20 protein-coding genes are annotated in these 24,492 nt (G+C 70.6%); 11 read left to right on the top strand and 9 right to left on the bottom strand.

From position 1 onward, the window contains the following. Positions 1 to 12 precede the first annotated feature (12 nt). Entirely contained in the window at positions 13 to 1,110 is a 1,098-nt protein-coding gene (locus tag JYK04_RS36565; RefSeq protein ID WP_189747589.1) for a TauD/TfdA family dioxygenase, read from the bottom strand. 210 nt (positions 1,111 to 1,320) lie between these two features. Between JYK04_RS36565 and JYK04_RS36570 the strand changes: the two genes are divergently transcribed. The 6 genes from JYK04_RS36570 (at position 1,321) to JYK04_RS36595 (ending at position 7,735) form a co-directional block, all read left to right on the top strand. Beyond that, positions 1,321 to 2,346 (top strand): AraC family transcriptional regulator, encoded by a 1,026-nt coding sequence (locus JYK04_RS36570; protein WP_189747587.1) that lies wholly within the window; start codon positions 1,321 to 1,323, stop codon positions 2,344 to 2,346. Between the two features lie 320 nt (positions 2,347 to 2,666). After that, a complete protein-coding gene (locus tag JYK04_RS36575) occupies positions 2,667 to 3,725 on the top strand; it encodes a beta-keto acid cleavage family enzyme (protein ID WP_189747585.1) in 1,059 nt (352 codons plus the stop codon). Positions 3,726 to 3,810: 85 nt separating this feature from the next. Next, positions 3,811 to 4,785 carry a quinone oxidoreductase family protein gene (locus tag JYK04_RS36580; protein ID WP_189747583.1) on the top strand — a complete coding sequence of 325 codons (975 nt, stop codon included), beginning with the start codon at positions 3,811 to 3,813 and terminating at the stop codon, positions 4,783 to 4,785. A 46-nt stretch (positions 4,786 to 4,831) separates the two neighbouring features. Then, complete coding sequence (locus tag JYK04_RS36585; RefSeq protein WP_189747581.1) at positions 4,832 to 5,749, top strand: TauD/TfdA dioxygenase family protein; 918 nt, start codon at positions 4,832 to 4,834, stop codon at positions 5,747 to 5,749. Between the two features lie 148 nt (positions 5,750 to 5,897). Continuing rightward, the gene (locus JYK04_RS36590; RefSeq protein WP_229876909.1) at positions 5,898 to 7,160 is read left to right on the top strand and encodes an MFS transporter; all 1,263 of its coding nucleotides are present in this window, start codon (positions 5,898 to 5,900) and stop codon (positions 7,158 to 7,160) included. Next, entirely contained in the window at positions 7,157 to 7,735 is a 579-nt protein-coding gene (locus tag JYK04_RS36595) for an RBBP9/YdeN family alpha/beta hydrolase (RefSeq protein WP_189747576.1), read from the top strand. The genes JYK04_RS36590 and JYK04_RS36595 overlap by 4 nt, the downstream gene beginning before the upstream one ends. A gap of 93 nt (positions 7,736 to 7,828) precedes the next feature. On the opposite strand, the gene JYK04_RS36600 is transcribed toward JYK04_RS36595, so the two are convergent. From JYK04_RS36600 to JYK04_RS36615, 4 genes are all read right to left on the bottom strand, one after another. After that, positions 7,829 to 8,680 carry a class I SAM-dependent methyltransferase gene (locus tag JYK04_RS36600; RefSeq protein WP_189747574.1) on the bottom strand — a complete coding sequence of 284 codons (852 nt, stop codon included), beginning with the start codon at positions 8,678 to 8,680 and terminating at the stop codon, positions 7,829 to 7,831. 216 nt (positions 8,681 to 8,896) lie between these two features. Beyond that, complete coding sequence (locus JYK04_RS36605) at positions 8,897 to 9,481, bottom strand: P-loop nucleotide/nucleoside kinase family protein (RefSeq protein ID WP_189747572.1); 585 nt, start codon at positions 9,479 to 9,481, stop codon at positions 8,897 to 8,899. A 524-nt stretch (positions 9,482 to 10,005) separates the two neighbouring features. Further along, the gene (locus JYK04_RS36610; protein WP_189747570.1) at positions 10,006 to 10,221 is read right to left on the bottom strand and encodes a DUF6243 family protein; all 216 of its coding nucleotides are present in this window, start codon (positions 10,219 to 10,221) and stop codon (positions 10,006 to 10,008) included. Between the two features lie 383 nt (positions 10,222 to 10,604). Next, positions 10,605 to 10,916 carry a hypothetical protein gene (locus tag JYK04_RS36615; protein WP_189747569.1) on the bottom strand — a complete coding sequence of 104 codons (312 nt, stop codon included), beginning with the start codon at positions 10,914 to 10,916 and terminating at the stop codon, positions 10,605 to 10,607. Positions 10,917 to 12,283: 1,367 nt separating this feature from the next. Between JYK04_RS36615 and JYK04_RS36620 the strand changes: the two genes are divergently transcribed. Both JYK04_RS36620 and JYK04_RS36625 read left to right on the top strand, forming a co-directional pair. After that, complete coding sequence (locus tag JYK04_RS36620; protein ID WP_189747567.1) at positions 12,284 to 12,511, top strand: hypothetical protein; 228 nt, start codon at positions 12,284 to 12,286, stop codon at positions 12,509 to 12,511. Between the two features lie 144 nt (positions 12,512 to 12,655). Then, positions 12,656 to 14,671: a M36 family metallopeptidase gene (locus JYK04_RS36625; protein ID WP_189747565.1), complete on the top strand. Its 2,016-nt coding sequence runs from the start codon at positions 12,656 to 12,658 to the stop codon at positions 14,669 to 14,671. 97 nt (positions 14,672 to 14,768) lie between these two features. Here the strand turns inward: JYK04_RS36625 and JYK04_RS36630 are convergent, their stop codons facing one another. Both JYK04_RS36630 and JYK04_RS36635 read right to left on the bottom strand, forming a co-directional pair. Further along, positions 14,769 to 16,970: an endonuclease gene (locus JYK04_RS36630; RefSeq protein WP_189747563.1), complete on the bottom strand. Its 2,202-nt coding sequence runs from the start codon at positions 16,968 to 16,970 to the stop codon at positions 14,769 to 14,771. A gap of 249 nt (positions 16,971 to 17,219) precedes the next feature. Then, positions 17,220 to 19,637, bottom strand: coding sequence for a phosphoketolase family protein (locus JYK04_RS36635; RefSeq protein WP_268254187.1), 2,418 nt, complete (start codon positions 19,635 to 19,637; stop codon positions 17,220 to 17,222). Between the two features lie 194 nt (positions 19,638 to 19,831). On the opposite strand from JYK04_RS36635, the gene JYK04_RS36640 reads away from it, so the two are divergent. Further along, on the top strand, positions 19,832 to 20,707 hold the full coding sequence (locus tag JYK04_RS36640) for a universal stress protein (protein ID WP_189747559.1): 876 nt from the start codon (positions 19,832 to 19,834) through the stop codon (positions 20,705 to 20,707). A 90-nt stretch (positions 20,708 to 20,797) separates the two neighbouring features. On the opposite strand, the gene JYK04_RS36645 is transcribed toward JYK04_RS36640, so the two are convergent. Continuing rightward, positions 20,798 to 21,514, bottom strand: a complete 717-nt coding sequence (locus JYK04_RS36645) for a response regulator (protein ID WP_189747557.1) — start codon at positions 21,512 to 21,514, stop codon at positions 20,798 to 20,800. 263 nt (positions 21,515 to 21,777) lie between these two features. Here JYK04_RS36645 and JYK04_RS36650 point away from each other — a divergent pair, with 263 nt between their 5' ends. Both JYK04_RS36650 and JYK04_RS36655 read left to right on the top strand, forming a co-directional pair. Next, a complete protein-coding gene (locus JYK04_RS36650) occupies positions 21,778 to 22,104 on the top strand; it encodes an STAS domain-containing protein (RefSeq protein WP_189747554.1) in 327 nt (108 codons plus the stop codon). Between the two features lie 10 nt (positions 22,105 to 22,114). Continuing rightward, entirely contained in the window at positions 22,115 to 22,609 is a 495-nt protein-coding gene (locus tag JYK04_RS36655; RefSeq protein WP_189747552.1) for a pyridoxamine 5'-phosphate oxidase family protein, read from the top strand. 50 nt (positions 22,610 to 22,659) lie between these two features. On the opposite strand, the gene JYK04_RS36660 is transcribed toward JYK04_RS36655, so the two are convergent. Beyond that, positions 22,660 to 24,342 (bottom strand): sensor histidine kinase, encoded by a 1,683-nt coding sequence (locus tag JYK04_RS36660; RefSeq protein WP_189747550.1) that lies wholly within the window; start codon positions 24,340 to 24,342, stop codon positions 22,660 to 22,662. Positions 24,343 to 24,492 lie beyond the last annotated feature (150 nt).

A 24,492-nucleotide genomic window follows, 5' to 3' on the forward strand; every position in this document is an offset into this window, starting at 1 on the left:
CTTCTGTTCGGCTCAGCCGTCGCCACGGTGCGGGCGGCGGTCGCGGCCTTCGTGGCCGGTGCGGGTGGGGGTGGTGCTCAGGCTACGGAGCCTGATGACGTCACGGGGGGCGGTCCCGCGACGTGCCGCCTTGGCACGTGGACCGTAGGTGGTGGCAGTACCCGGCGGATCCGTGTCCCGGTGCCGGGCCAGCCGCAGCGGCAGCAGGTGGCGGTGGTGCCCCCGTTCGGGTTCGTCGAAGTCCTCGAACTCCGACCGGGCGTGCATGACCGCGTGGTTGTCGAGCAGCAGCAGGTCGCCTGCTTCCAGGTGCAGGTCGAGCCGGAGACGGGGGGAGCCGGCCAGGCGGTCGACCAGGTCGTACAGCTCCGTGTCCGCAGGTTCCGGCCGGGGCACCCCGGCCAGGCTCCGCGCGGCCTCCAGCCTGCACCGGTCGTAGCGCATGCTCAACGCCGCGCCGTACCTGGTCGCGATCGGGGCGGCCAGGTACGGGCACTCGCCGGGCGCATGCCGGTCACGCCGGTCGAAGAAGTGGGTCCGGTACAGGCGCTCCACGAGGTCCGGTCGGAGGTCCGCGAGGGCGTTGTGGACGGCGGCGGAGCTGACGAGGGACGTGACTGCGCCCGAGCGTGCCGGCCGGAGGCAGAGCAGGCCGAGGAGGTCGGACTCCTCGGTGTGGAACGGCGCCCTCGCCCGCGTCCGGCAGTCGGAATGTGCGGAGCCCGCCACCGTACCCCCGGTGTCCCCGATGCGGCGGAGAGCGTGGCCGTCCGCTCCCTGGGGGAGGGGCCGCCCCAGGTACTGGCCGACGGCCCGGAGGACGGCGCCGGCGTCCGCCTCGCCGAGCTCACCGACCGGGACGCCCTTGATCAGGACCCATCGCCGTCCGGATGCCAACTCCTCGGCGGCGCCCTCCAGCTCACCCGCGAGCGTGGGAAGCAGGAAGTGTGCGACGGCCGTCCTCAGCGGGGTGGTACCAGGAGTGCGTGCCGTGTGCGGCGCCGCCCTCAGCTCGGCGATCTGCCGGGACGAGAGCCGCAGGACCCGTTCGTCGCAGTCCGCCAGATCCGGGCCGTGCCAGACGGCCGGACCGGTGAAGGGCCCACGCATCCTGTCCCTTATGTCGACAATATTAGATATGTCTGCCTCCGTTTCGTGACGAGCCGATCCGGTCCGCCGTACCGGCCCGCACCCGGGTGTGCCCGATCGCCGATCGCCGGGGCCCGCGTTGAGGGGATGCTAGGGTGCGCCGCGTCCCCGTGCTTGACGTGCGGGGACGGGAAACTTAACTTCTGGGGACCAAGCATCGGGAGCGTCCCCATGAGGCCTCTTGTCCGTACCGCAGCGCTGAGCGGCTATGTCGAGCTGAGCCGTTCCGTCGGCATCGACCCCCACGCGCTGATGAAGCGCGAGGGCCTGGACACCGCCGACCTCGCCGTCCAGGACCGCTGGATCTCCGGCCCGGCCGTCGTCCGCCTCCTGGAACGCTCCGCGGCCGCCTCGCACCACGACGACTTCGGCCTGCGCATGGCCGAACTGCGGCGCTTCTCCAATCTCGGCCCCATCAGCCTGGTCGTTCGGGAGGAGCCCGACGTCCGCAGTGCGCTGGGACTGCTGCTGCGCCACGAGCACATGTACAACGAGCTCCTCCACGCCCGCCTGTCCGAACGGAACGGCCTGGCCACGATCAAAGTGGACCTCCGGCTCGGCGAGGCGGCGCCGCCGGCCCGGCAGGCCATGGAGCTGGCCGTGGGTGCCTTCACCCGGATCCTGCGAGGTTTCCTCGACGCGCGGTGGCAGCCGGTCTCGGTGTGGTTCGCCCATGGTGCTCCGGCGGACGCCGGCAGGCACCGCAGCCTGTTCGGCCCCGGGCTGGAATTCGACCGCGAGTTCAACGGCATCGTCTTCTACGCCGACGACCTCGACGCGCCCAACGCCATGGCGGACCCGCAACTGCGGAACTACGCCCGGCAGTACTTCGACGCGATCGCCGTTCCCCGGGACACCTCGGTGGTGGACCGGGTGCGCGAGCTCATCGAAGCCCTGCTGTCCACCGGCCGTTGCTCGATCGAGCAGGTCGCCCGCAGTCTCGGGGTCGACCGCCGCACCGTCCACCGTCACCTGGCCCTCTCGGGCGAAACGTTCTCCTCACTGCTCAACATCACCCGGATGCGGCTCGCGGAGCAGTTCGTGGCCAATCCCCGCCGCTCGCTCACGGAGATCTCCGACGTCCTGGGCTTCTCGTCACTGAGCGCGTTCTCCCGCTGGTTCCGGGAGCAGTTCGGGTGCAGTCCGAGGGAATGGCGCAAGGAGCAGGGCCGGCAGCAGGAGCCCGGCCAGGGCTGACGCCCACAGCGGCACGACGCCCGGGCGGCGCGTCGGCATCCGGCCCGGCTGTCCCCAAATGGCAAGTCACCTGTCACCACGGGCCAAGCAGCCGTGCTCACCCGGCCCTACCGTGGCTGCACCGCTCAAGGCGGCGGCTGCCGGAGGCGGGCCGGGCCGATCCCCTACGGCACGCTCGCCTCCGGACCCGCCGATCGCAGTCGGGCCGGTGCGCCCGACGTCCTCCCTGACCCGCCCCAGGCCCTGCCGCCGAGAGGCTCCGACAGCGCAGGTGCCGCCGGTCACGGCAGGTGATCATCTGTACGCAAAGGAGAAGGACCATGCATTTCCACGACGACTCGCTCTTCCCCGAGAACCAGGAGAAGCTGGTCATCCAAGCCGCCCCGTACGGGCCGGAGTGGCTGCCCGGCGACGCCGACGACCTGCCCCTGACCATGGACGAGCACGTGCAGGCGGCCGTCGACTGCTACGACGCCGGTGCCACGGTGCTCCACATCCACGTGCGCGAGCTCGACGGCAAGGGCTCCAAGCGGATGTCCATGTTCAACGAACTGCTGGGCCGGCTGCGCGAGGCCGTCCCGGACATGGTCCTCCAGATCGGCGGGTCGATCTCCTTCGCTCCCGAGGGCGAGGGCGGCGACGCCAAGTGGCTCGCCTACGACACCCGCCACCTGCTGGCCGACCTCACCCCGGCGCCGGACCAGGTGACCATCGCGATCAACACCAGCCAGATGAACATCGTCGAGATCATGACCGACGACGACCTCGAGGGCACTTCGATCGCCAAGCCGGACTACTACCGGGCCTACCGTGACATGGTCGTCGAGGCCGGCCCCGACTTCTACCTCGAGCACCTCAAGCGCCTGCAGGGGAACGGCATCCAGCCGCACTTCCAGCTCGCCACCCTCGCCCAGCTCGAAACCGTGGAACGGCTCATCCGCGCCGGCATCCACACGGGCCCCCTGATCCTCAACTACGTCGCGATCGGCGGCGGTTTCGCCGGACGGCACCCCGCCGACCTCATCGAGTTCGTCCGCCGCGTTCCGGACGGCGCGGTCCTCACGATCGAGAGCTCCATGCGCGCCGTGGCACCCATGAACGCGATCGCCATCGCCCTCGGCGTACACGTCCGGGTGGGCAACGAGGACAACCTGTGGCGACGCAAGGGCGAGCGGATGTCCTCGGTCGAGCAGGTCGAGCAGATGGTCCAGATCGCGAACGCCCTCGGGCGCGACATAGCGACCGGTGCGGAAGCCAAGGAGATCTACAAGATCGGCGAGTACTACGCCGACGCCGACGAGACCCTCGCCCGTCTCGGCATGGTCCCGAACCGCCGGCCGGGGCAGCGCGGCTTCATGCTGCGCGACTCCGCGAGCTGATCCGGCCCTCTGGCGCCCGTACACGAGCCCCCACACACAAGCCCCCACACGCAAGCCCCCGCACACGAGCAATCGGAGCAACCCTGTGGCACATGCCGTCCGCTTCTACGAAACCGGTGGCCCCGACGTCCTGACATGGGAGAAGGCCACCGTTGGCGACCCGGGTCCGGGCGAGGTGCGCATCCGGCACAGTGCCGTCGGCCTCAACTTCGCCGACACGTACTTCCGTTCCGGCCTCTATCCGGTCCGGCTGCCCGACGGAATCGGCGTCGAGGCCGCCGGTGTGGTCGAGGCCGTCGGCGAGGGCGTCACCCAGGTCGCCGAAGGCGATCGAGTCACCTACACCGGCAGCCCGCTCGGGGCGTACAGCACCGAGCGGGTCATGCCCGCCTCGCACCTGATCAAGCTGCCGGACGGGATCGGCTGCGAGACCGCGGCCGCGATGACCATGCGCGGTCTCACCTCGGCGTACCTGCTCCGCCGGATCCATCCGCTGAAGGCCGGCGACACGGTGCTGCTCCACGCCGCGGCGGGCGGCGTCGGCCTGATCGTCTCGCAGTGGGCCAAGCTCCTCGGCATCAGGGTCATCGGAACGGTCTCCAGCGAGGAGAAGGCGGAGCTCGCCCGGGCCCACGGCTGCGAGCACGTCATCCACTACCGGCGCGAGGGCGTGGCCGAGCGGGTGCGCGAGCTGACCGACGGCGCCGGGGTACCGGTCGTCTTCGACAGCGTCGGCAAGGACACCTTCGCCGGTTCGCTGGCCTCGCTGAAGCGCCGCGGCCTGCTGGTCTGCTTCGGCACGGCCTCCGGTCCGGTGCCACCGATCAACGCCATGCAACTCGCCGTGAACGGCTCGCTGTTCGTGACCCGACCGGCGCTGGCCGACTACATCGCCGACCCCGCGGAGCGGGACGCACTGGCCGGCGAGCTGTTCGGCCATGTCGCTTCCGGACGCATCAAGATCGAGATCAACCAGCGCTACTCCCTCGAGAACGCGGCACAGGCGCATCGCGATCTGGAAGCCGGACGGACCACGGGATCCTCCGTCTTCACCCTCTGAGCCCTCCGAGCACAGCCCGCCACACCTCACCCCAGGAGTGAGCACCATGCCCGACACCCTCCGGCCCAAGGAATTCCCTCCGGCCCCGCCGCGCCCCGGCGTGCTCCGCAGCTCCCTCGACGTCGAGCCGCTGACCTGCGTCATCGGCGCCGAAATCTCCGGCGTGAGCCTCGCCGACGCCGCTCGTGACGACGACCTCTTCGCCGAGATCAGGAGTCTGCTGCTGCAGTACAAGGTCCTGTTCCTGCGCGACCAGGACATCACTCGCGCCGACCACGTCGCCTTCGCCGAACGCTTCGGCGCGCTGGAGGACCACCCGGTGGCCGGCAGCGACCCGGACCACCCCGGCCTGGTCCGCATCTACAAGGACCTGGACAGCGCGCCCGAGCACTACGAGAACGCACTGCACACCGATGGCACCTGGCGCGAGAACCCGGCCATGGGAGCCGTACTCCGCTGCGTCGAGTCTCCACCCGTAGGCGGCGACACCATCTGGGTCAACATGGCCGAGGCCTACCGCCGCCTCCCGGAGCACATCAAGGCGCAGATCCAAGACCTGCGGGCCCGGCACAGCATCGAGGCGACCTTCGGCGCGGTCATGCCCGAGGAGCAGCGTCACGCGCTCAGGGCCCGGTTCCCGGACGCGGAGCACCCGGTGGTGCGCACCCACCCGCAGACCGGCGAACAGATCCTCTTCGTCAACGCCTTCACCACGCACTTCGTCAACTACCACACCCCCGAGAACGTGCGCTTCGGGCAGGATTACGCTCCCGGCGCCGGCCTCCTGCTGAACTACCTGATCAGCCAGGCCGCGGTCCCCGAGTACCAGGTCCGCTGGCGCTGGCGGAAGAACAGCGTGGCCATCTGGGACAACCGCTCCACCCAGCACTACGCAGTCCAGGACTACTGGCCCGCCGTCCGCAGGATGGAGCGCGCCGGGATCGTCGGCGACAGGCCCTTCTGACCCTTCCTCACCTTCCCCCTCTCTATCCAGAGTTCCCTTTCCGACAAGCGCAGTCGAGGTGATGACAATGGGGTTTCTCACCACTGCGGAACCCGCTCCGGGGAGAATCGGCTCCTCCGAGTGGCCCGTGTCCCGGCGGTACGCCTGGGTGGTCTTTGCACTGAGTTTCGGACTCCTGCTCTCGGACTACATGTCCCGGCAGGTGCTCAACGCCGTCTTCCCGATGCTGAAGGCCGACTGGGCGCTCTCGGACGCCCGACTGGGCTCGCTCAGCGGCATCGTGGCGCTGATGGTCGGTCTGCTCACCTTTCCCCTCTCGCTGCTGGCCGACCGATGGGGCAGGGTGAAGTCCCTGGTCCTGGCGGCGACGATGTGGAGCCTGGCGACCCTCGGGTGCGCGGTGGCGGCGAGCTACGACCAGATGTTCACCGGTCGGCTCCTGGTCGGCGTCGGTGAGGCCGCGTACGGCAGCGTCGGCATCGCCGTGGTCCTCAGCGTCTTCCCGCGCGCCCTGCGGGCGACGCTCTCCGGGGCCTTCATCGCCGGTGGGGCCTTCGGCTCGGTCCTGGGCATATCCATCGGTGGGGCCGTCGCCCAGGCGTACGGCTGGCGCTGGGCGTTCGGCGTGATGGGCGTCCTCGGCCTGGTGCTCGCCGGCCTCTACGCGACGGTGGTTACCGAGAAGCGGCTGGCTCCCGGATCGGACCCGGCCCCGGGCAAGGTGGATGCGCAGACGCGGGGCCGGATTCGAGTACTCCTCCCGAAGCTGTTCTCCTCCGTCTCGGTGATCAGCGCCTACGTCGGCAGCGGTCTGCAGCTGTTCATCGCGGGCGCGCTCATCGCCTGGCTGCCCAGCTACTTCAACCGCTACTACGACATGCCGACCGCGAAGGCCGGTGCGACCGCGGGCCTCTTCGCCCTGGTGATCGGGATCGGCATGATCGCCGGCGGCATCGTCTCGGACCGGATCAGCCGCCGCTCTCCGATCCGCAAGTGGGCCGTCGCCATCGGCTGCAGCGTGGGCTCCCTCGTGTTGCTGACGACCGCGTTCCGCCTGCCGGCCGGCCCGGTGCAACTGCTGGTACTGGCGATGGGATCCCTGCTGTGCGCCGGTACGGCCGGGCCGGGGGCCGCCATGGTCGCGAACCTGACGCCCGCCGCCATCGCCGCGACGGCGTTCGCCACGCTCACGCTGGCCCAGAGCCTGCTCGGACTGGCCCCCGGCCCCGCGGTCACCGGGATGCTCGCGGACCGGTTCGGTCTGCTGGGCGCGCTCCGGCTCGTCCCGCTCGTGGCGATCGCGGCCACCGTGGCCTTCCTGATCGGCCGCCGCCGGTACGAGCACGATCTCCGCCGCCTCACCGCCCCCGCCGAGACGATGGATCCCAGGGAACCGGAGCCCGTCTCATGACGGGGAACGCGAAGCCGACGATCGTGATCGTTCCCGGCATGCGGGAACACGTCGAGGACCACTGGCAGACCATCGTGGCCAGGCGGCTCGGCGATGCGGGTCGCACCGTCCGCACCGTTCCACCGCTCGTGCGCGACCGGCTCAGCCGTGCCGCCCACGTCACCAACGTGGTCGACGTGATGGCGCAGATCACCGGACCGGTCCTCATCGTCGCCCACAGCGCGGGCGTCATGACCACGGTGCAGTGGGCCCGGCGGCACGACGCGGACGTCCGGGGTGCACTGCTGGCCACGCCCCCTGATTTCGAGACACCGCTGGCGGACGGCTATCCCACTTCCGAAGAGCTGGCGAGGTACGGCTGGACACCGGTGCCCCGGAAACCGCTGCCGTTCCCGAGCATCGTCGTGGCCAGTGCGAACGATCCGCTCGGATCGCCCGAGCGCGTCGCCGGACTCGCTCGGGACTGGGGGAGCAGCCTGGTGGAAATCGGCCGCGTCGGACACCTCAACCCCGCCTCCGGGCACGGTCCGTGGCCCCGAGCCGAGGAACTCATCGAAGCCCTCGAACACGGCTGATGCCGTACAGCACGGGCGCCACCACGCAGGCCCGTGGCAACACGGACACGGACACGGACCCGTCGTGGTCACCCGGTCGCTGCGCCGGGTCGGTCACAGACGGGTCGCCCGGATGATCCAGGTCGCCGAGGCGTAGCGAACGCCGTCGTCGGTCTCGTGGGCGGTGAGGGTGGCTCTCAAGCCGTCGACAGCACGACGCCGGCCTTCGTCATCGAGGCCGCCGAGCATCCAGCCGTGCAGGCCGAGCACGAACCGCTCCGCGTCGGCCGTGTCCTCACCGAACCACATCACCTCGCTGTGCGGCTCCAGCTGGATGTCCGTGAAGCCGGCGGCCCCGAGCACGGTCCGTACGCGCGCGGGGTCGGCCAGCGAGAACGGCCCGGGTGCGTCGTGCGGGGGCGTGGGCAGCGGTCGTCCGGCGGCCAGCGCCTGGGTGAAGGAGCGGAGCCACTCGTTGCCCGCCGGCGATTGCCACACCAACTGCACGAGGCGCCCGCCCGGACGCAGCGCTCCGCCGATGTTGCGGAACGCGGCGACCGGGTCGGCGAAGAACATCGTCCCGGTGCGGCTGACGGCCACGTCGAACGATGCGGGGGAGAAGGCATGGACCTGGGCGTCCGCCTGCACGAAGTCGACGTTGTGCAGCCCCTCGTCCGCCGCTCGCCGCCGGGCCGCCCGCAGCATCGCGGCCGACAGGTCCACGCCCAGTGCCCGTCCGTCGCCTGCCCGCCGTGCGACGTCGCGGGTGGTCTCGCCGGTGCCGCAGCCGATGTCCAGGACGCGGTCGGCGGCGGATACGCCGGCCGTGGCGAGGAGAGGGGTGCGATAGGGGCGCAGCGCGCGATCGAACCGGTCGGCGTGCTCCGCCCAGTACGCGCCTTCCTGCCCGTCCCAGGCTCGGGCCTGCTCGGCGTTGGACGGAGCGACCCGAAGAGTGCTGACCATCGCCACCACCACCTATACGTCAAAAATAGCCATAAATGGACCATTTTGCGCCCGGGGTACCCGCGAGCTCGCACCGCAGATGGACCGCATCCAGCAGTGGCCCGACCGCCCCGCAGATGCCGACCCCGACCCCATCGGAGATCGCCGAGACCCTGCGACGGGCGAGCTGGAGCACGTGAGCGACGGGAGCGACGCCGATCCGCCGACGGGTCGCTGCTACGCGTCTTGTCGAGGGCCTGGCGACGGATGCGGTGCGCGTAGAAACTCCTGGATCTCCGTCGTTCCGGGCTTGTAGCCGTCCGACGTGTCCACGATCAAGGTCGGGGCGGCAATACTGATGGGCTTGAACCGCTCGGGGTCGTAGGTACCGGCTGCCAGGTCGGCGAGGAGGGCCTCGTCACCGTGGGCGGCTCGGTGGCTGTCGATCCGGGCTCGGTCGGTGATCCGCTCGACGATGATCGAAGTGGCCGTGGTGCACCGGATGACGCGGAGGTCTGCGACTTCCACGAGGGGCTCCAGGCCGGGGCGCCAGAGCCTGTCCTGGAAGGCCGCCTCGACGACCAGGGTGACCCCTGCCTGCACGAGGACGGTGATCGCCTTGAAGAAGGCCTCCAGCGTGGGGATGTTGAGGTGGTCGTCGCCGTTGGCCTGGTGATGCCGCACGTTCATCACCATGCCTTGCTTGATCTCGTCGCGAATGACGGCCGGGCATCCCAGGTCTTGGGCGAGGGCGCGGGCGAGCGTGGTCTTACCCGTGGCAGGAGGACCGGTAACGGCGACGATGGTCGGGCGGCCATCCATGGGCAGTACTCCAGGAGAGAGATCGCAGCAGGTCAGGACCGAGATCGGGAGGCGCCTCGCCGCGAGCGGAGGTCGCAGGCGTTGAACCCGGGCTCGTGGTCCACTCTCTCGTGGTCGGCCGGATGAGTACGGGCCATCGAGGCGGCGGGTCGGCGTCTGGGCGGAAGCGGACAGGGATACGTTCATCACGGCCCTCCCCGGTAGACGGTCGACCGTGCCCGGACCAGGCCCCCTGGCACGACCCGTCCGTCCACACGGTCCACATGAACTTCCGCGGTGTCGCTCTCCAGGCGCGGATCCGGCCCGGCCGCCCACCGGCACGTTCGTCCACCGGAACCATCGACGGAACCCCGGTCCATAACCTCGCGTTGGCCGTCCGCTGCGAGGCGCACGGATTCCGTGGCCGGGGGCGCCGGGCGAGCGAGGGCATCCTGCTATCGGACGCCTGATGCCGTGTGGAGCTCGTCCGGGATCAGGCGACGGGACAGTCCGTCCGTAGGGGTGGGCCCTGCGGCGGCGGTGCGTCAGCTCTGTGCGGTGTCGTCGCCCGCTTGGCCGGGGCCCTCGGCTGCGCGTGCCTTCTCGCGCATCTTGCGCACCAGCTCCGCCTTCCGGTCGGCCGCACCCTGGCGGTCGAGGTTGCGGTGCGGACCGTTGTTCTGCCGTTCGGCGCGGGACAGCTTCTTGCGCTGGCCGCCACCCTGGCCCACGGGGTTGTTGATGTTCTTGCTGTCGGTCACGGGTTCTCCCGGTGGTGATGTGAAGTGATCTACGGATTCATCGGTGGGGGTGGGTGCGGCGACGTCGAAGGACGTCAGCAGGCCCATCACGCCCTCACTCGTAGATCGGCCTCTGGAAGAACATGACAAAGACGTTACCCGGTTCCGTCGGTTCCGGAGACCACCCCTTTCGCCGCCCCGGCGCCGGCCGGGCCCTCGGCGGGAGCTGAGGTTCCCCACACGCCTCCCGGGCTTACCGACGGCGGGGACACCCTGCGCACAGTTGCCGGGCGCATCGCCGTCTGGAGCCGCCGCCCGTCGGTAGCACAGCGCCTGGCTGAGACGCGCACGCTGCTGACGGGCATCGAGTCCACCTCGGCCGCCCCCCCCGTGCTGTTACGTCGTCACGACCGCCGCGGCCTGCGCGGCTGGGCCCAGCGCGTTGAGATGTTCCACACGGAGGACCGCCTTGATCGCCGTGCAGACCTCATCACGGCTGCCCCCTGCGGCTCGGAGTCGTCGGTGAAGGGGCGGTGTCGGGCGAGACCGTTGACGACGCGGCTCGTGGGGAAGGACAGCCGTCCCACGGGGACGACCCGTTCACCCCAGGCGGAGAGCGGTGCGGGCAGGGGCAGGTGATGCTTGGCCGCACTCGCACCGATCGTCTCCAGTGCGTCGAGCAGGGCCTGCCACTCCTGGGCCTGGACAGCAGTCATGTTCGGGTCGGCGATGCTGGACCAGCGGTTGTCCTTCGGGTTCCGCTGTGGCCTGAGGGAGGTGCGGAACTCCGCCCAGGAAGTGGCGGGGAGGGTGATCGTGGCGGATCGCGGTGAGCAGGCCGTAGCTGTTCGCCAGGCGTTTGACCGCGCGCGGGGTGGACACCGGCAAGGGCGGGCCGAGCAGCTCCAGGAGAGCCAGTTCGTCGGCTTCGAGGACGAGCGGATCGACGCGCTCGACGACAGGCGCCTCGGGCAGGATGACGCCGAACATGTCCGTGTCGATGTCCGCTCTCCCGGCCCCGGCCGGAGAATCGGCCCGATCCGCCTGTTTCGAGCCCGGGCTCGGGACCGCACCGTCTGCGTCAGCAGTCGTCCGTCCTGTCCCGGGGACCGGTACGGCCGGTCGCCGGCGGGGCTGACGAGGGTGTGCGGCACGCTCCGGTAACCGTCGGGGTCCAGGGGCGGCAGGGCCAGGACCACCTGGAAGATCTTCTCCCACAGCTCCTTGTCGTCCGGGTCGACCAGGCCCGGCTGCTCGACCGTGCCGCCGGTCGGAACTCTTCGGCTGCTCGCCCGAGGGGGCGGCGAGCAGCTGCCCCATGTTCTCGAAGTCCTTGCGGATCTGCGTCATCACCCCGAGCCTGCCGAGGTAGTCCCCGGAGGCGAACCGGTCGCTCGGCGACCTCGGCTGCGGACTCCCGTTGGACGGCCTGCCGGGCGAGGATCTGCATGGCCCTCTCCCATGTCGCGTTCGTCCGGTCGAGGTAGGAACGCAGGCGCGAAAGCCACCCGCTTGCCACGAACAGGAGGCCGAAGAGACCCGGAACGAGCGCCCCGAGCCACAGCCCCGGACGCCCCCGGACGATTCCGTAGGTGGCCATCGTGGTAGTCGCCACGAATGCGATGAAGGCGAGAAGGCCCAGGGGCGTGCGGCTCATCCGCCACAATGCGTGGATGGTGAGCTGCACTGCCGCCGTTGCCCCGACGGCATGCTGGTAGGTCTCCTTGGCATCCGCAGAGAGCAGTTGCAGGGCCGCCCGCTGTTCCGAGGCGAGGTCTTCCCACGCTTTCTCCGGCTTGCGCAGCGCGTGCTTCAGCGTCTCGTGACGCTCCCGGGCAGCGGCGCGGTCCGCTCTGCCTTCGGCCCCTCGGCGAACCCGACCGGCACGGACGAGGACCGGCGGACCGGGCGTGCTCCGGATGCGATATCGCGCCGCCCCCGCGAGAATTGGAGTACCGGAAGCCTGAGTGACGCCTGCGGCCGATGCAGCCCGATGCCGACGCGCGGACGAGACACGGCTGGGGCGGTCCGGCCCGGGGCTCGGGGTGCGGATCAGACCGAAGATCTCTCGGAAGGCTCCGAGATGTCCGTGCTGTTCTTCGATGTCGGGGCAACGCTCGCCAACGTGACGTTCGAGGACGACGGCTCGTCGAGCTACCGCCCCCGTGCGCGCCTCATCGAAGCAGCGGATTCCTTTGCGCCGGTGTGCAACGGCATCACTGTGCCGGGTGCCGAACCGCTCGTCGCCGTGCGCCGCGCGCGGCCGCCTCCGCCGGGGACAGCATCGTCGGCGTCTTCCGGACGAACGTGATCGCGGGCCGCCGGAACGGCGAACGCACGAGGGAGATCCACGCGGGGGCCCGGCGGTGTCGACAGGCCTCACGCTCGACCGGCTCCGCAGAGCACCACGCTCGCAGGACTTTGAGAACTCGACAGCGGGAAGCAGGTGGTGAGCATGACTACGTTGATCGACAAACGGGACATGACCTACGACCGTTTCGAAGAGGTCGCCGGGTCCGACGGCTTCCTCGCCGACACCGCGCGGGAAGTCGTCGATTCCGACAAGGTGAACCGGTTCACCGGGCACCTGGGTGAGCTGCGCGCCGACGGCGCCCCGGCCTTCGAAAGCCGGCACTCGGCCGTACCGGAGGACGCACCCGACAGCTTCTACATCAACCGGGCCAAGGAGTACGTCGAATCCGTCTCCGGGGCGATCGGGTTCGCGGCCGACGAGCCGGCGGAGTTCCAGGCCGACCCTTCGGTGACGGCGACCAGTACGGGCATGCGCAGCGTGAGCCTTCAGCAGATGCTCAACGGCATCGAGGTGTGGGGCATGTCGCCCAAGGTGTGGCTGCTGGACGACGGCACTGTCGAGCGGGTCGTCGGCGACACGGCGAGCCTCTCGGCCGACCTCCCGGTCACGCCCGTGGTCTCCCCGGAGACCGCCCTGGCCGTGGCGGCGGCGAAGGCCGCCGAGGCGGTCACGCTCGAAACGCCGTTCGGGACGGACGAGCTCCCGGCCCTCGACGTATCCCAGGGCTTCCGGCGCCTGTCGGCCCAACCCGGGAACAACCAGCCGATGACCTTCTCCAACGGCCCGTTCGAGGAAGCCGTCCCGGCCCGGCTCGTGTACCTCTACATGGGCAAGGAGGCACGATTGGCCTGGTTCTTCACCTTCTCGAGGAAGAACCTGGTCGTCCAATACCATGCCTTCGTCGAGGCTGCCGGGCAAGGCGTCGACGCCGAGGCCCCGGAGATCCTCTACTTCTACGACGCGACCAACCACGTGGTCGCCGGTACCGTCTTCAAACACAACCCGAACGAGGGAGCCCTCGTCCAGGTCACCTTCCCGCCGCCGCTGGCCGACTATCCGACGCTGGTGCCCGCAGGACTGCCCGAGGGTTTCCCGGGTGCCTGGACCAGCCCGACCAACGGGAGCGTGGCGACCGAGGGAAACAACGTGCGCGCGCTCGGGGGGAACCGTCTGCCGTTCGAGGTCCAGGTCGGTCCGGGCGACGGCATCACCGTCTTCAACCCGTTGGCGAACAGTCCCGAGCAGCTGGTCACCAGCATCTTCTACTTCTGCAACTACATGCACGACTTCTTCATGATGCTCGGCTTCACGGAGGAGTTCGGCAACTTCCAGAAGGTGAACGTCACGGGGCGCGGCAAGGGCGCGGACCCGGTCAACGCCTTCGCGATTCCGGTCGAGATAGACGGCACGGCGACCATGGGCACCCGGGCCGACGGCCTGGCCGCCGAGATGAACATGGGCCTGGTCGAGGGGACGAACCGGCACACCGCGCTCGACGCCGACGTCGTCTTCCACGAGTTCTGCCACGGGGTGAGCAACCGCCTCGTCGGCGGCCTGGCGGACGCGAACGGTCTGCGGGAACAGCAGTCGGGGTCGATGGGTGAGGGCTGGGGCGACTTCTTCGCGCTCAGCATCGTCAACTTCTCGCGAGCCCAGGAGCGTACGGTCCTCGGGAACTGGGTGGTCAACGACCCCGGCGGCATCCGGAACCGGCCTTACGACAGCCAGTACCCCGGCACGTTCGCGCACATCGGCCTAGGAAGGGGCCAGGTCCCCGGCAATCCGGACCTGAACTACCGGGAGGTCCACAACGTCGGCGAGATCTGGTGCGCCACGCTCATGGAACTGATCCGCAAGACCTCCGCCGCGCTCGACAGCAAGGAACGGGGGTACCGGGTGACCTGGCAGGCCGTTGTGGACGGCATGAAGCTCACCCCGCGCAACCCGTCGTTCCTCGGCGCCCGCGACGCGATCCTGCGTGCCCTGAGGGCGATGGAGGGCGGATCGCTGACCAGCGCCGAGTACGCGGCCGTCCGCACCGGAGCCTGGGAGGCGTTCGCGCGATTCGCCATGGGCTTCGACGCCGTCGCCACCAACGCGTCCTTCAACGGTTGCCAGGGCGGCGTGGCCATGCCCCCGCCCGGATCCCAGGATTAGCAACGCGCCTGTCCATCCCTCGTGCCGGCCACTCCTGGAGTGGCCGGCACGAGGGATGGACAGGCGGATGGACAGGTGGGCGGGCGGGGTCCTCGGCTCAGGGCCAGGCACCTGCGAAGTCGATCTCCTCGGCCCACTCCGGGTGGTCTATCAGCGGATTGCGGTTGCCCTGCATCTCGGCTATCGCAGCGTTGCGGTGCTGCTCGTAGAGATCCACCGGATGGTCCTTGTGCCAGTTCAGCAGCAGCTCGAGGCCGGTCCGCTGGAGTTCGCGCGCCTCGTCGCCGATCTCGCCGGGATAACGGAGCAGGAAGTAGAGCGTCGCCCTGGCGACCGGCCCCTTGCCGTTCGAGGGCTCGAACTTGCCCGGCTCCCGGCGCCCGCAGCCCTCCATGACGACCTCGTTGAAGTCCGGGAAGTCGAAGTAGGGGATGTTCCCGCGGAAGCTGTTGCACGGGGGCTCGCAGGCGAAGAGATGGTGCAGGTCCCCGCGCATGGGCTCCTTCTTGGCGAACCAGGACTGGGGTACGACGTGTTCGCAGTTGAAGGGCAGCGACGCCTCCAGGAGGTCGAGCTGGGCTTCGACGGCCTCCGGGCCGGGCGCACTCTCGTGGAGCATGAACTCCTGCCAGCGTCCGATCCGGGCGGCCTCCACCGCCGCGTCGGCCTCGATGAGTTCCTGCGGAGTGAAGTCCTGGCCCGAGTAGATGCTGCGGAGCTTCTCGTCGGGGTGCAGGTCCACAAACGGGTAGAGCAGACGCATCGGCTTGTACGCCGGCCGGCGCTCGTGCGTGGACTCCAGATGCTCCGTGAGCGCGAGGCGCAGGCTCGTGGGATTGCCGACGTGAATGCCCGCGTAGTAGGCGTCGCGTGCCACCCGGTCCGCGGCCTCGTCGAAGTAGGGACGGGAGCTGAAGGCCGCGAGGTTGACCATGGCGGCTGCCAGGTCCCGCTCGGCGGGCGACTGACCGTCGATGCTTCCGATTCCGGCCGGCAACCCCACGTACGAGGGGGTGGTCGCACGCTGCGCCGGTCCCGCGGCAGGTGACGGGGCCGGGGGCTGCGGCGCGTTGGCGTCGAGGCTGACGCTGATGTGCAGGGGGACGCTCCAGCGGACCGATCCCGGCGTGGCGTGCTGCCCACCGTCCCCGTCGATCGTTGCGCTCTGCGGCGCGGTGCCGTTCGTCCGGTCCGTCAGGACCGTCGGGGGAGTGACTTCCACGGGGTGCAGGGACGAGCCGACCGCGAACAGTTCCGCGCGGAGCGCTGCGGCGGCGCCGGACAGGGGGACCTGCTGGATCGCGCCGAGGACGCGGCTGACCCGCACGCCCTCATTGGCCTTCCAGTCCACCCGGTGCTCACCCATGCTCGGTTGCCAGGGCGTTCCGTCGACGGCCAGTACGTTGCCGTCGCGGTCCTTTCGGGGAGCGCCCGCGTGGTGCAGTGCCACGACCTCCCACTGGTCGTTGAGCACCGGAGCGCCCGAGGAGCCGTGCGCCGTGTCGGCCGAGTAGTGCAGGTAGTCGTCCAGCACGTCCACGATCTGGTTGTCCCGGAGGGCGAGTTGCTTGGGCTCGCCGTTGGGGTGCTGGATGATGTTGACCAGTTCCCCGATGACGGCCTTGCCCCGGGCTTCCTTGAGCGGCAGTCTCCCGAAGGACGCCAGCGGCTGACCGTCCCGGGAGCGGGCGGATACCGCGACCACGGTGAAATCGAGGTCACGGTGGGTGACGAAGAAGCTCTGCGGATCGAGCTGGAAGACGACCGGAACGAGCGGCAGCCCGTCCAGGCCCGCCTGGAAGTTGAACTCGACAACTCCGGCGGCCGCCTCCTCGGCGGAGCCCAGCACGTGGTTGTTCGTCATCAGCAATGAGGGGGACACCAGGAAACCCGTTCCCTGGTGGGACGACCCGGGATTCCGGACGGTTATTCGGCCGACCGAGCGGGCGGCGAGGTAGCCGCCTTCGAGGTAGTCGATTCCGATGAGATCGTTGCGGCCCATGAACCGTTCAAGCGTCAACAGGTCGGTACTGACCAGCTCGCGGTCCAGATCCAGGCTGGTACCGGTCGTGGCGGTCGCCGGTGTCCGCTCGATCGCCGCGGCCATAGCCCAGTCGACGCCCAGGCGGTTCAGCCTGCTGCTGACCCGTTCCCGGGTGTCGGCGTAGAGGATGCCGTGCTGCTCGAGCGCCTCCCGATGGCCTTCACGCTCTCCGGTACGGCCTGCGTAGCGCCGACCGGCATCCTCCATCTGCTCCAGGAAACCCTTGTCGACTTGTGACAACTGCCCCACTGTCATATCGGCTCGCCTCCTCGGCGGCACTCTTCATGCTCAGATGTCAGGATTCCTCCCCTCATTTCAGTATGGGCACAGGGGCCAGGGTGCCGCTCAGCCGAACAGGGGGGCGCTCCGGAGTGGTTGCTGCGTCAATTTCTCGCCGCGGTCGGTCCACGGTGAGCCAGCCAGCCAGCCAGCCGGCCCGGCCCGGCGTAGGTACCCCATCCGGGTGCCGACGCCCCGGACCGTGCAGCACCGGCCCCGTGCTGATCAGTACGGCCAGGACCAGCCCGCGACGTCCGGCAGGTCGGTGCCGTGTTCGCGGATCCGGTCGTGGTGGTGGATGCGCCGGTCGGCCATGGCCTGGCGCAGCCCTTCGGCGCGGGTCGCGAGGCCGGGTACGCGGTCGATGACGTCCATGACGAGCCGGAAGCGGTCCATGTCGTTGCGCACGACCATGTCGAAGGGGGTGGTCGTGGTGCCGGACTCCTTGTAGCCGCGGACGTGCAGGTGGGGGTGGCCGGTCCGGCGGTAGGCGAGGCGGTGGATGAGCCACGGGTAGCCGTGGTAGGCGAAGACCACCGGCCGGTCGGTGGTGAAGAGGGCGTCGTACTCGGGGTTCGTCATGCCGTGGGGGTGTTCCTCGTGGGGCATCAGCCGGGCGATGTCGACGACGTTGACGACGCGGACGGCCAGCGAGGGGAGGTGTTCGCGGAGCAGGGCCGCTGCGGCCAGCACCTCCATGGTGGGTACGTCGCCGGCGCAGGCGAGGACGACGTCCGGTTCGCGGGAGCCGTGGTCGGTGCCCGCCCACTCCCAGATGCCGGCGCCGCGCGTCACGTGGGTGCGGGCCTCGTCGATGGGCAGCCAGTCGAAGCAGGGCTGTTTGCCGGCGACGATCACATTGACCTGGTCGCGGCTGCGCAGGGCGTGGTCGGCCACGGCGAGCAGGGTGTTGGCGTCCGGCGGCAGGTAGACCCGTACGACCTCGGGGCTCTTGTTGAGGACGTGGTCGACGAAGCCGGGGTCCTGGTGGGAGAAGCCGTTGTTGTCCTGGCGCCAGACGTGGGAGGTGAGCAGGTAGTTGAGGGAGGCGATCGGCGCGCGCCAGGACAGTTCGCGCGAGGTCTTCAGCCACTTGATGTGCTGGCCGACCATCGAGTCGACGATGTGGGCGAAGGCCTCGTAGGTGGAGAAGAGGCCGTGGCGGCCGGTGAGGAGGTAGCCCTCCAGCCAGCCCTGGCAGACGTGTTCGGAAAGGATCTCCATGACCCGGCCGTCGCGGGACAGGTTCCGGTCCGTGGCCTCCGTGCTGCCCTGCCAGGCCTTGCCGGTGGCTCCGTACAGGTCGTCCAGCCGGTTGGAGGCGGTCTCGTCCGGACCGACGACCCTGAAGTCCCGGCGCCCGGCCGTGTCCCGCATGATCTGCGTGAGGAAGCGGCCGAGGACGCGGGTCGGTTCGTGGAGGGTGCTGCCCGGTTCGGCGACGGGGACGGCATGCGCCTCGAGCGCGGGCAGGGGGAGCGGCCGCAGCAGGCGGCCTCCGTTCGCGTACGGCACGGCGCCCAAGCGGCGCTCGCCTTCCGGGACACAGGCCAGGACCCGCGCCGTCGGGTGGCCGTCGGCGTCGAAGAGCTCCTGCGGCCGGTACGAGCGCAGCCAGTCCTCCAGTTGCCGCAGGTGTGCCGGGTTCTCGCGTACCCCGGCGAGCGGGACCTGGTGGGCCCGCCACGTGCCCTCGACCGGGTCGCCGTCGACGGACACCGGGCCGGTCCAGCCCTTGGGCGTACGCAGGACGATCACCGGCCAGCGCGCGTACCCCCGTCCCGGGTCGGTGCCCGCCGCCCGTGCCTCCTGCTGGATCACGGCGATGCGGTCCACGGCGTGGTCCAGCGCGCGGGCCATGGCGTGGTGCACCTGGGCGGGGTCGTTGCCGGTCACGTACAGCGGGTCGTGCCCGTAGCCGCGCAGCAGCGCGTCGAGCTCGGCCTCGGGGATCCGTGACAGCACGGTCGGATTGGCGATCTTGTAGCCGTTCAGGTGCAGGATCGGCAGGACCGCGCCGTCGTGGACCGGGTCGAGGAACTTGTTCGAATGCCAGGAAGCGGCGAGCGGGCCGGTCTCGGCCTCGCCGTCGCCGATGACGCAGGCGACCAGCAGGCCGGGGTGGTCGAAGGCGGCTCCGTAGGCGTGGGAGAGGGCGTATCCCAGCTCCCCGCCCTCGTGGACGGAACCGGGGGTCTCCGGCGCCACGTGGCTCGGCACGCCGCCGGGGAAGGAGAACTGCCGGAAGAGCTTGGCCATGCCGCCGGCGTCGCGGCCCACGTCCGGCCAGGTCTCGCTGTACGTCCCCTCCAGCCAGGAGTTGGCGAGGACGGCGGGTCCGCCATGGCCCGGGCCCCAGACGCACAGGGCTTCCAGCGAGCGTTCCCTGATGACGCGGTTGAGATGGGTGTGCACCAGGTTCAGGCCGGGCGAGGTGCCCCAGTGGCCCAGCAGCCGCGGCTTGATGTGCTCCGGCCGAAGCGGTTCGGCCAGCAGCGGGTTGCCCATGAGGTAGATCTGGCCGACAGCCAGGTAGTTGGCGGCGCGCCAGTGGGCGTCCAGTTCCGAGATCGAATACGCGGTCAACGCGGTCATGTCCGCTCCTGCGTGCGAGGGTCCGGGACGTTCGTCGACTGAGCCGATGCCGACACCCTGCGCCCCGCCAGGGCACGGCCGACAGGGGAGGACCGGCCCTCGGGGAGGGACGGTCGGCCCTTATCCGCACCTGCCGGGCCCCGGGAGAGTGGGTCCCGGTGGCGCCCGGTCCTCCCCGGCCGGCGCCACCCACCCCTGCCGGCGAACCCGATGCCCCGCGCATCAGTACGGAGGACAGACCTGTGAAGAGCACCCTCGTCGTCGGAGTGGACGGTTCAGCCGAGAGCCGGGCCGCTGCCGACTGGGCCGCGCGGGAAGCCGTGCGCCGCGACATGCACGTGCACGTGGTCCACGCCTGGCTGTGGCAGCCGCTCGCCGTCCCGGTCGTCCAGGACCGAGGCACCGAGGCCCGCCGGGCCCGGGAGATCCTGGAGGAGACGGAGGCCCAGCTCACGCGTCGGCACCCGCGGCTCTCGCTCTCCGCGGAAGTGGTGCCGGACGTTCCCGTGCCGGCTCTGCTGCGCGCCGCCAAGGAAGCGGAGATGCTGGTGCTCGGCACCCGCGGGCACGGCGCGCTGGCGGGCTTCCTGCTGGGCTCCTGCGGGCAGCAGCTGATCGCCTCCGCCGAGTGCCCCGTCGTCTCCGTCCGGGCCCGGGACGGCGAGCCGGTGTACGGGGGCGCCGAGGGCCCGGTCGTCGTCGGGCAGCAGGGCGGCGTGGAGGAGTCCGCCGAGGTACTGCGCTTCGCCTTCGAGGCGGCCGCGGCGCGCAAGGTCCCGCTCCGCGTGGTCCGGGCCTGGAGCCTGCCCCCGGTCTACGGGTACAGCCCCGGCTCGATGTGGATCGCCGAGCAGTTCGCCGGTCTGGAGCCGTTCGAGGAGGCCGCGCTGGACCAGGCACTGGAGCCGTGGCGGCCGAGGTTCCCGGAGGTGGAGGTCGTCGCGCACGTGGAGCGGGGCAGCGCCGGCCACGTGCTGTTGTCCGAAGCCTCGGACGCCCGGCTGGTCGTCGTCGGCCGCCGGGTCCGCGAGTCGGCGGTGGGTACGCGGATCGGGTCGGTGGCCCATGCCGTGCTGCACCACGCGGCCTGCCCCGTCGCCGTCGTCCCGCACCACTGACCACCGGGCGGACGGAGGGCCGGCGGCGGGCGGACGGCGAAGCCGGGCACGCGATCGTACGGCGTGCCCGGCTCTTCCCGCGGACGGCTCCTACTCGGCGGCCGGGGCCGGGTGCCGGCCGGGCGGGGTCAGCGCGTGACTGGCGATCACCGCGGCCTGGACGCGCCGTTCCACGCCGAGCTTGACGAAGAGCCGCGAGATGATGTTCTTGACGGTCTTCTCCGCGAGGTACAGCCGCTGGCCTATCTCCCGGTTGGTGAGACCCTCGCTGACCATGAGGAGGATCTCCTTCTCCCGGTCCGTGAAGCCGGGAAGCCCCGGGGCCCGCTCCTCCTTGGGTACGTCGCCGCGCATGCGGGCCATCAGCCGCGTGGTGGCCCCGGGGTCGAGCATCGACTGGCCGGCGGCCACCGTCCGGACGGCGGTCACGAGGTCGGTGCCGGTGATCTGCTTGAGCACGTAGCCCGAGGCCCCCGCCATCACGGCGTCCAGCAGCGCCTCCTCGTCGTCGAACGACGTGAGCATCAGGCAGGCCAGTTCGGGCATCCGCGAGCGCAACTCCCGGCACACGCTCACCCCGTCGCCGTCCTGGAGCCGTACGTCCAGGATCGCGACCCGGGGGCGCAGGGCGGGGATGCGGACCAACGCCTGTTCCGCCGTACCCGCTTCACCGACCACGGTCAGGTCGGGCTCGGCGTCCAGCAGGTCGTGCACCCCCCGGCGTACGACTTCGTGGTCGTCGAGCAGGAAGACACTGATGGGCTCCGCCGCGGGGGAGGGGACAGAGGGGACACCGCTGCCGGTCATGACGCAACTCCTTCGCCTGGGTCCGTCCTTGACGCACGAACACCGGCATCCTGCCTCCCGTACGGCCGGACGGACAGGGCCGATCGGCCCCCATCGGCCAAGTGCCGTGCGCGGCAAGGACGGTCGGAGCTTCCGGAAGAAGGGACCTTCGGCCCTGTCCGCAGGACCTGCCGGGCCTTCCCGGCGCACGCGGCACCGGATGAACTGAGGGCGCACGGGGAACGGCGCGACTCGACGGAGCCGCACGCAGCGCGGAGGACACCATGGCGACCGCCTTGATCGACCTGAAGACCGTGGGCCGGGACGACCACGGCCTGAGAATCGCCCTCGCCGGAGAGCTCGACTTCTACACGGCCGGGCAAGTGGCGCCGCGCCTCGGCGAGTTCGCCCGATCCGGCCACCGCAACCTCGTCCTGGACCTGTGCGGCCTCTCCTTCTGCGACAGCGCGGGCATCGACCTCTTCGTCCGGCTGCATCGCCGCTGCCGCGCGGAGGGAACGCGGCTCCTCCTGTGTGACGTGCCGCCCCTGGTGGTGAAGTCCATGCGGGTGCTCGCTGCCGACCGCGACCTGCAGCTCGTCGTCTTGTGAAGGGCACACCATGGATCAGGAAGCCTTACGGCGCCCCGGCGGTCGGACCGGTGACATGACCGCCGCCCGGCACATGCGGGAGCTGGACAGGGCCGACGCCCTGCGACTGCTGTCGACGGTGTCACTGGGACGCATCGTCTTCACGCAGCACGCCCTGCCCGCCGTCCGGCCGGTCAACCACCTCGTCGAGGGCGAGGACGTCATCGTCCGGATCCACGACGGCGGGGCGCTGGCCTCCCTGGCGGCACCCGCCGACGCCCCCGGCGTGGTGGTGGCCTACGAAGCGGACGACATCGACCCCGTCACGCACCTCGGCTGGAGCGTTGTCGTCACCGGCTACGCGAGGGTGGTGGTCGACACCGACGAGGTGGACCGGTACGCGCACCTGCTACGCCCCTGGGTGGCCCGCCCGATGACCAGCGCCCTGCGGATCCACCCCGACCTCGTCACCGGATTCCGGCTGGAGGCGGACCCGACGCGGCTGGTGTCGGCGGTCCGGGGCTGACAGCGGACCGGCCCCGGTCGGCCCCGGTCCGCTCCGGTCCGCTCCGGTCCTCAGCTCCCGGTGTGGAGGGGCGCCCGCCAGACGAGCCTGGTGCCCCCCTCGTCGGGAATCTCGTGGGTGAAGGACCCGCCCAGGCTCCGCGCCCGCTCGTCGAGGTTGCGCAGGCCGCTCCTGCGCCCCTGGGCCGGCAGGCCCTTCCCGTCGTCCGACACGGTCAGCATGATCTCGCCCTGGCCGGCCTTGAGGGTCACGCCGACCCGGGTGGCCTGCGCGTGGCGGGCGGCGTTGCTGAGGAGTTCACCCAGTACGGCCATGACGTGGTCGGCCAGCTGCGGTGTCACGTCGGTGTCGAGCAGGCCCTCCATGCTCAGGCGCGGCGGGAGACGGAGGGTGGTGGCCGCGTCGCCGACGGCCCGGGCGGCGCGTGCGCGCAGACCGGGGTCGCTCTCGCGGTCCTTGGTGCGGAGTCCGAAGATCGTCGACCGGATGATCTTGATTGTTTCGTCCAGGTCGTCGACCGCCCGGCCGACCCGTTCGGCGGCTCCCTCGTGCTCGACGAGCCGGGCGGCGCTCTGCAGGGTCATGCCGGTGGCGAAGAGCCGCTGGATGGCCAGGTCGTGCAGGTCACGGGCGATCCGGTCGCGTTCCTCCAGCAGGGCTATCTGCTCGGCGTCCCGGCGCCGCTCCGCCAGTTCCAGGGCGAGAGCGGCCTGACCCGCGAAGGCGACGAGGGGCTCCAGCTCGCCCTCGCCGAACGCCGGTTCCCCCGCCGCGCGCGCGAGCAGCAGCACGCCCCGGCTCTCGCCCCCCGCGGTGCCCAACGGGACGGCCACGGCGGGCCCCGGTACGCCCTGCACCTGGGCCTCGGCCGGGTAGCGTCCGTCGGCCGAGGGCAGCACGGCCGTGACGGGCTTGCCGGCCTGGTGCGCCGCCCCCGAGAGCGTGCCGGCGAAGGGTACGACGAGGCCCTGCCGCGCGCTCGCGTCCGAACCGGCCGCCAACTCCACGACCAAGCCGTCGATGCCGGCCACGGGCATGGCGATGTCCGCGAGGCGGGCCGCGGTGATCTCCTGTGCGCGGCGGGCGATGAGCTCCAGCACCGCCGGGCGCGAACTGCCGGACAGCAGGCTCTCGGTGATCTCCGCATTGGCCTTCAGCCAGCGCTGCTGGCGCTGCGAGTCCTCGTAGAGCCGCGCGTTGTCGATCGCCACGCCCGCGGCCACCGAGAGGGTGGAGATCACGGTCTCGTCCTCGGTGTCGAAGTCGAGCCCGCCCCGCTTGTCGGTCAGGTAGAGGTTGCCGAACACCTCGTCGCGGACCCGGATCGGCACGCCGAGGAAGGTACGCATGGGCGGGTGATGGGCCGGGAAGCCGTAGGACGAGGAGTGCGCGCCGAGATCGGTGAGGCGCAGGGGCTCCGGGTGGTGGATGACCTCCCCGAGCAGACCGTGGCCGGCCGGCAGGGGGCCGATCCCGGTGATCTGTTCGTGCGTGAGTCCCACCGTCAGGAACTGGGCGAGCGTGCGGCCGTCGGGTCCGATCACCCCCAGGGCGCCGTACTCGGCGTCGACGAGCAGCGCGGCCGCCTCCACGATCCGCCGGAGCACCTGGGCGAGGTCCAGCTCCCGCCCCACCGACACGACGGCCTCCAGGAGGCTGTGCACCCGGTCGCGGGTGCCGCGCACGGCGTCGATCCGCACTTGGAGCTCGTCCAGCAGCTCGTCCAGCCGCATCCTCGGTACCCGGGTCAACGGATTCCCCACACCCACGCGCTTTCCCCTCCGGTGGCTCGCTCGGTTGCCCGATCCACGGTCAGCGTATCGACACGCCCGGGCTCGATGGGCGTCGTTGCGCAGGGATGTCCACTGTGACTGACTTGATCG

Source organism: Streptomyces nojiriensis (assembly GCF_017639205.1).
GTDB classification, from domain to species: domain Bacteria; phylum Actinomycetota; class Actinomycetes; order Streptomycetales; family Streptomycetaceae; genus Streptomyces; species Streptomyces nojiriensis.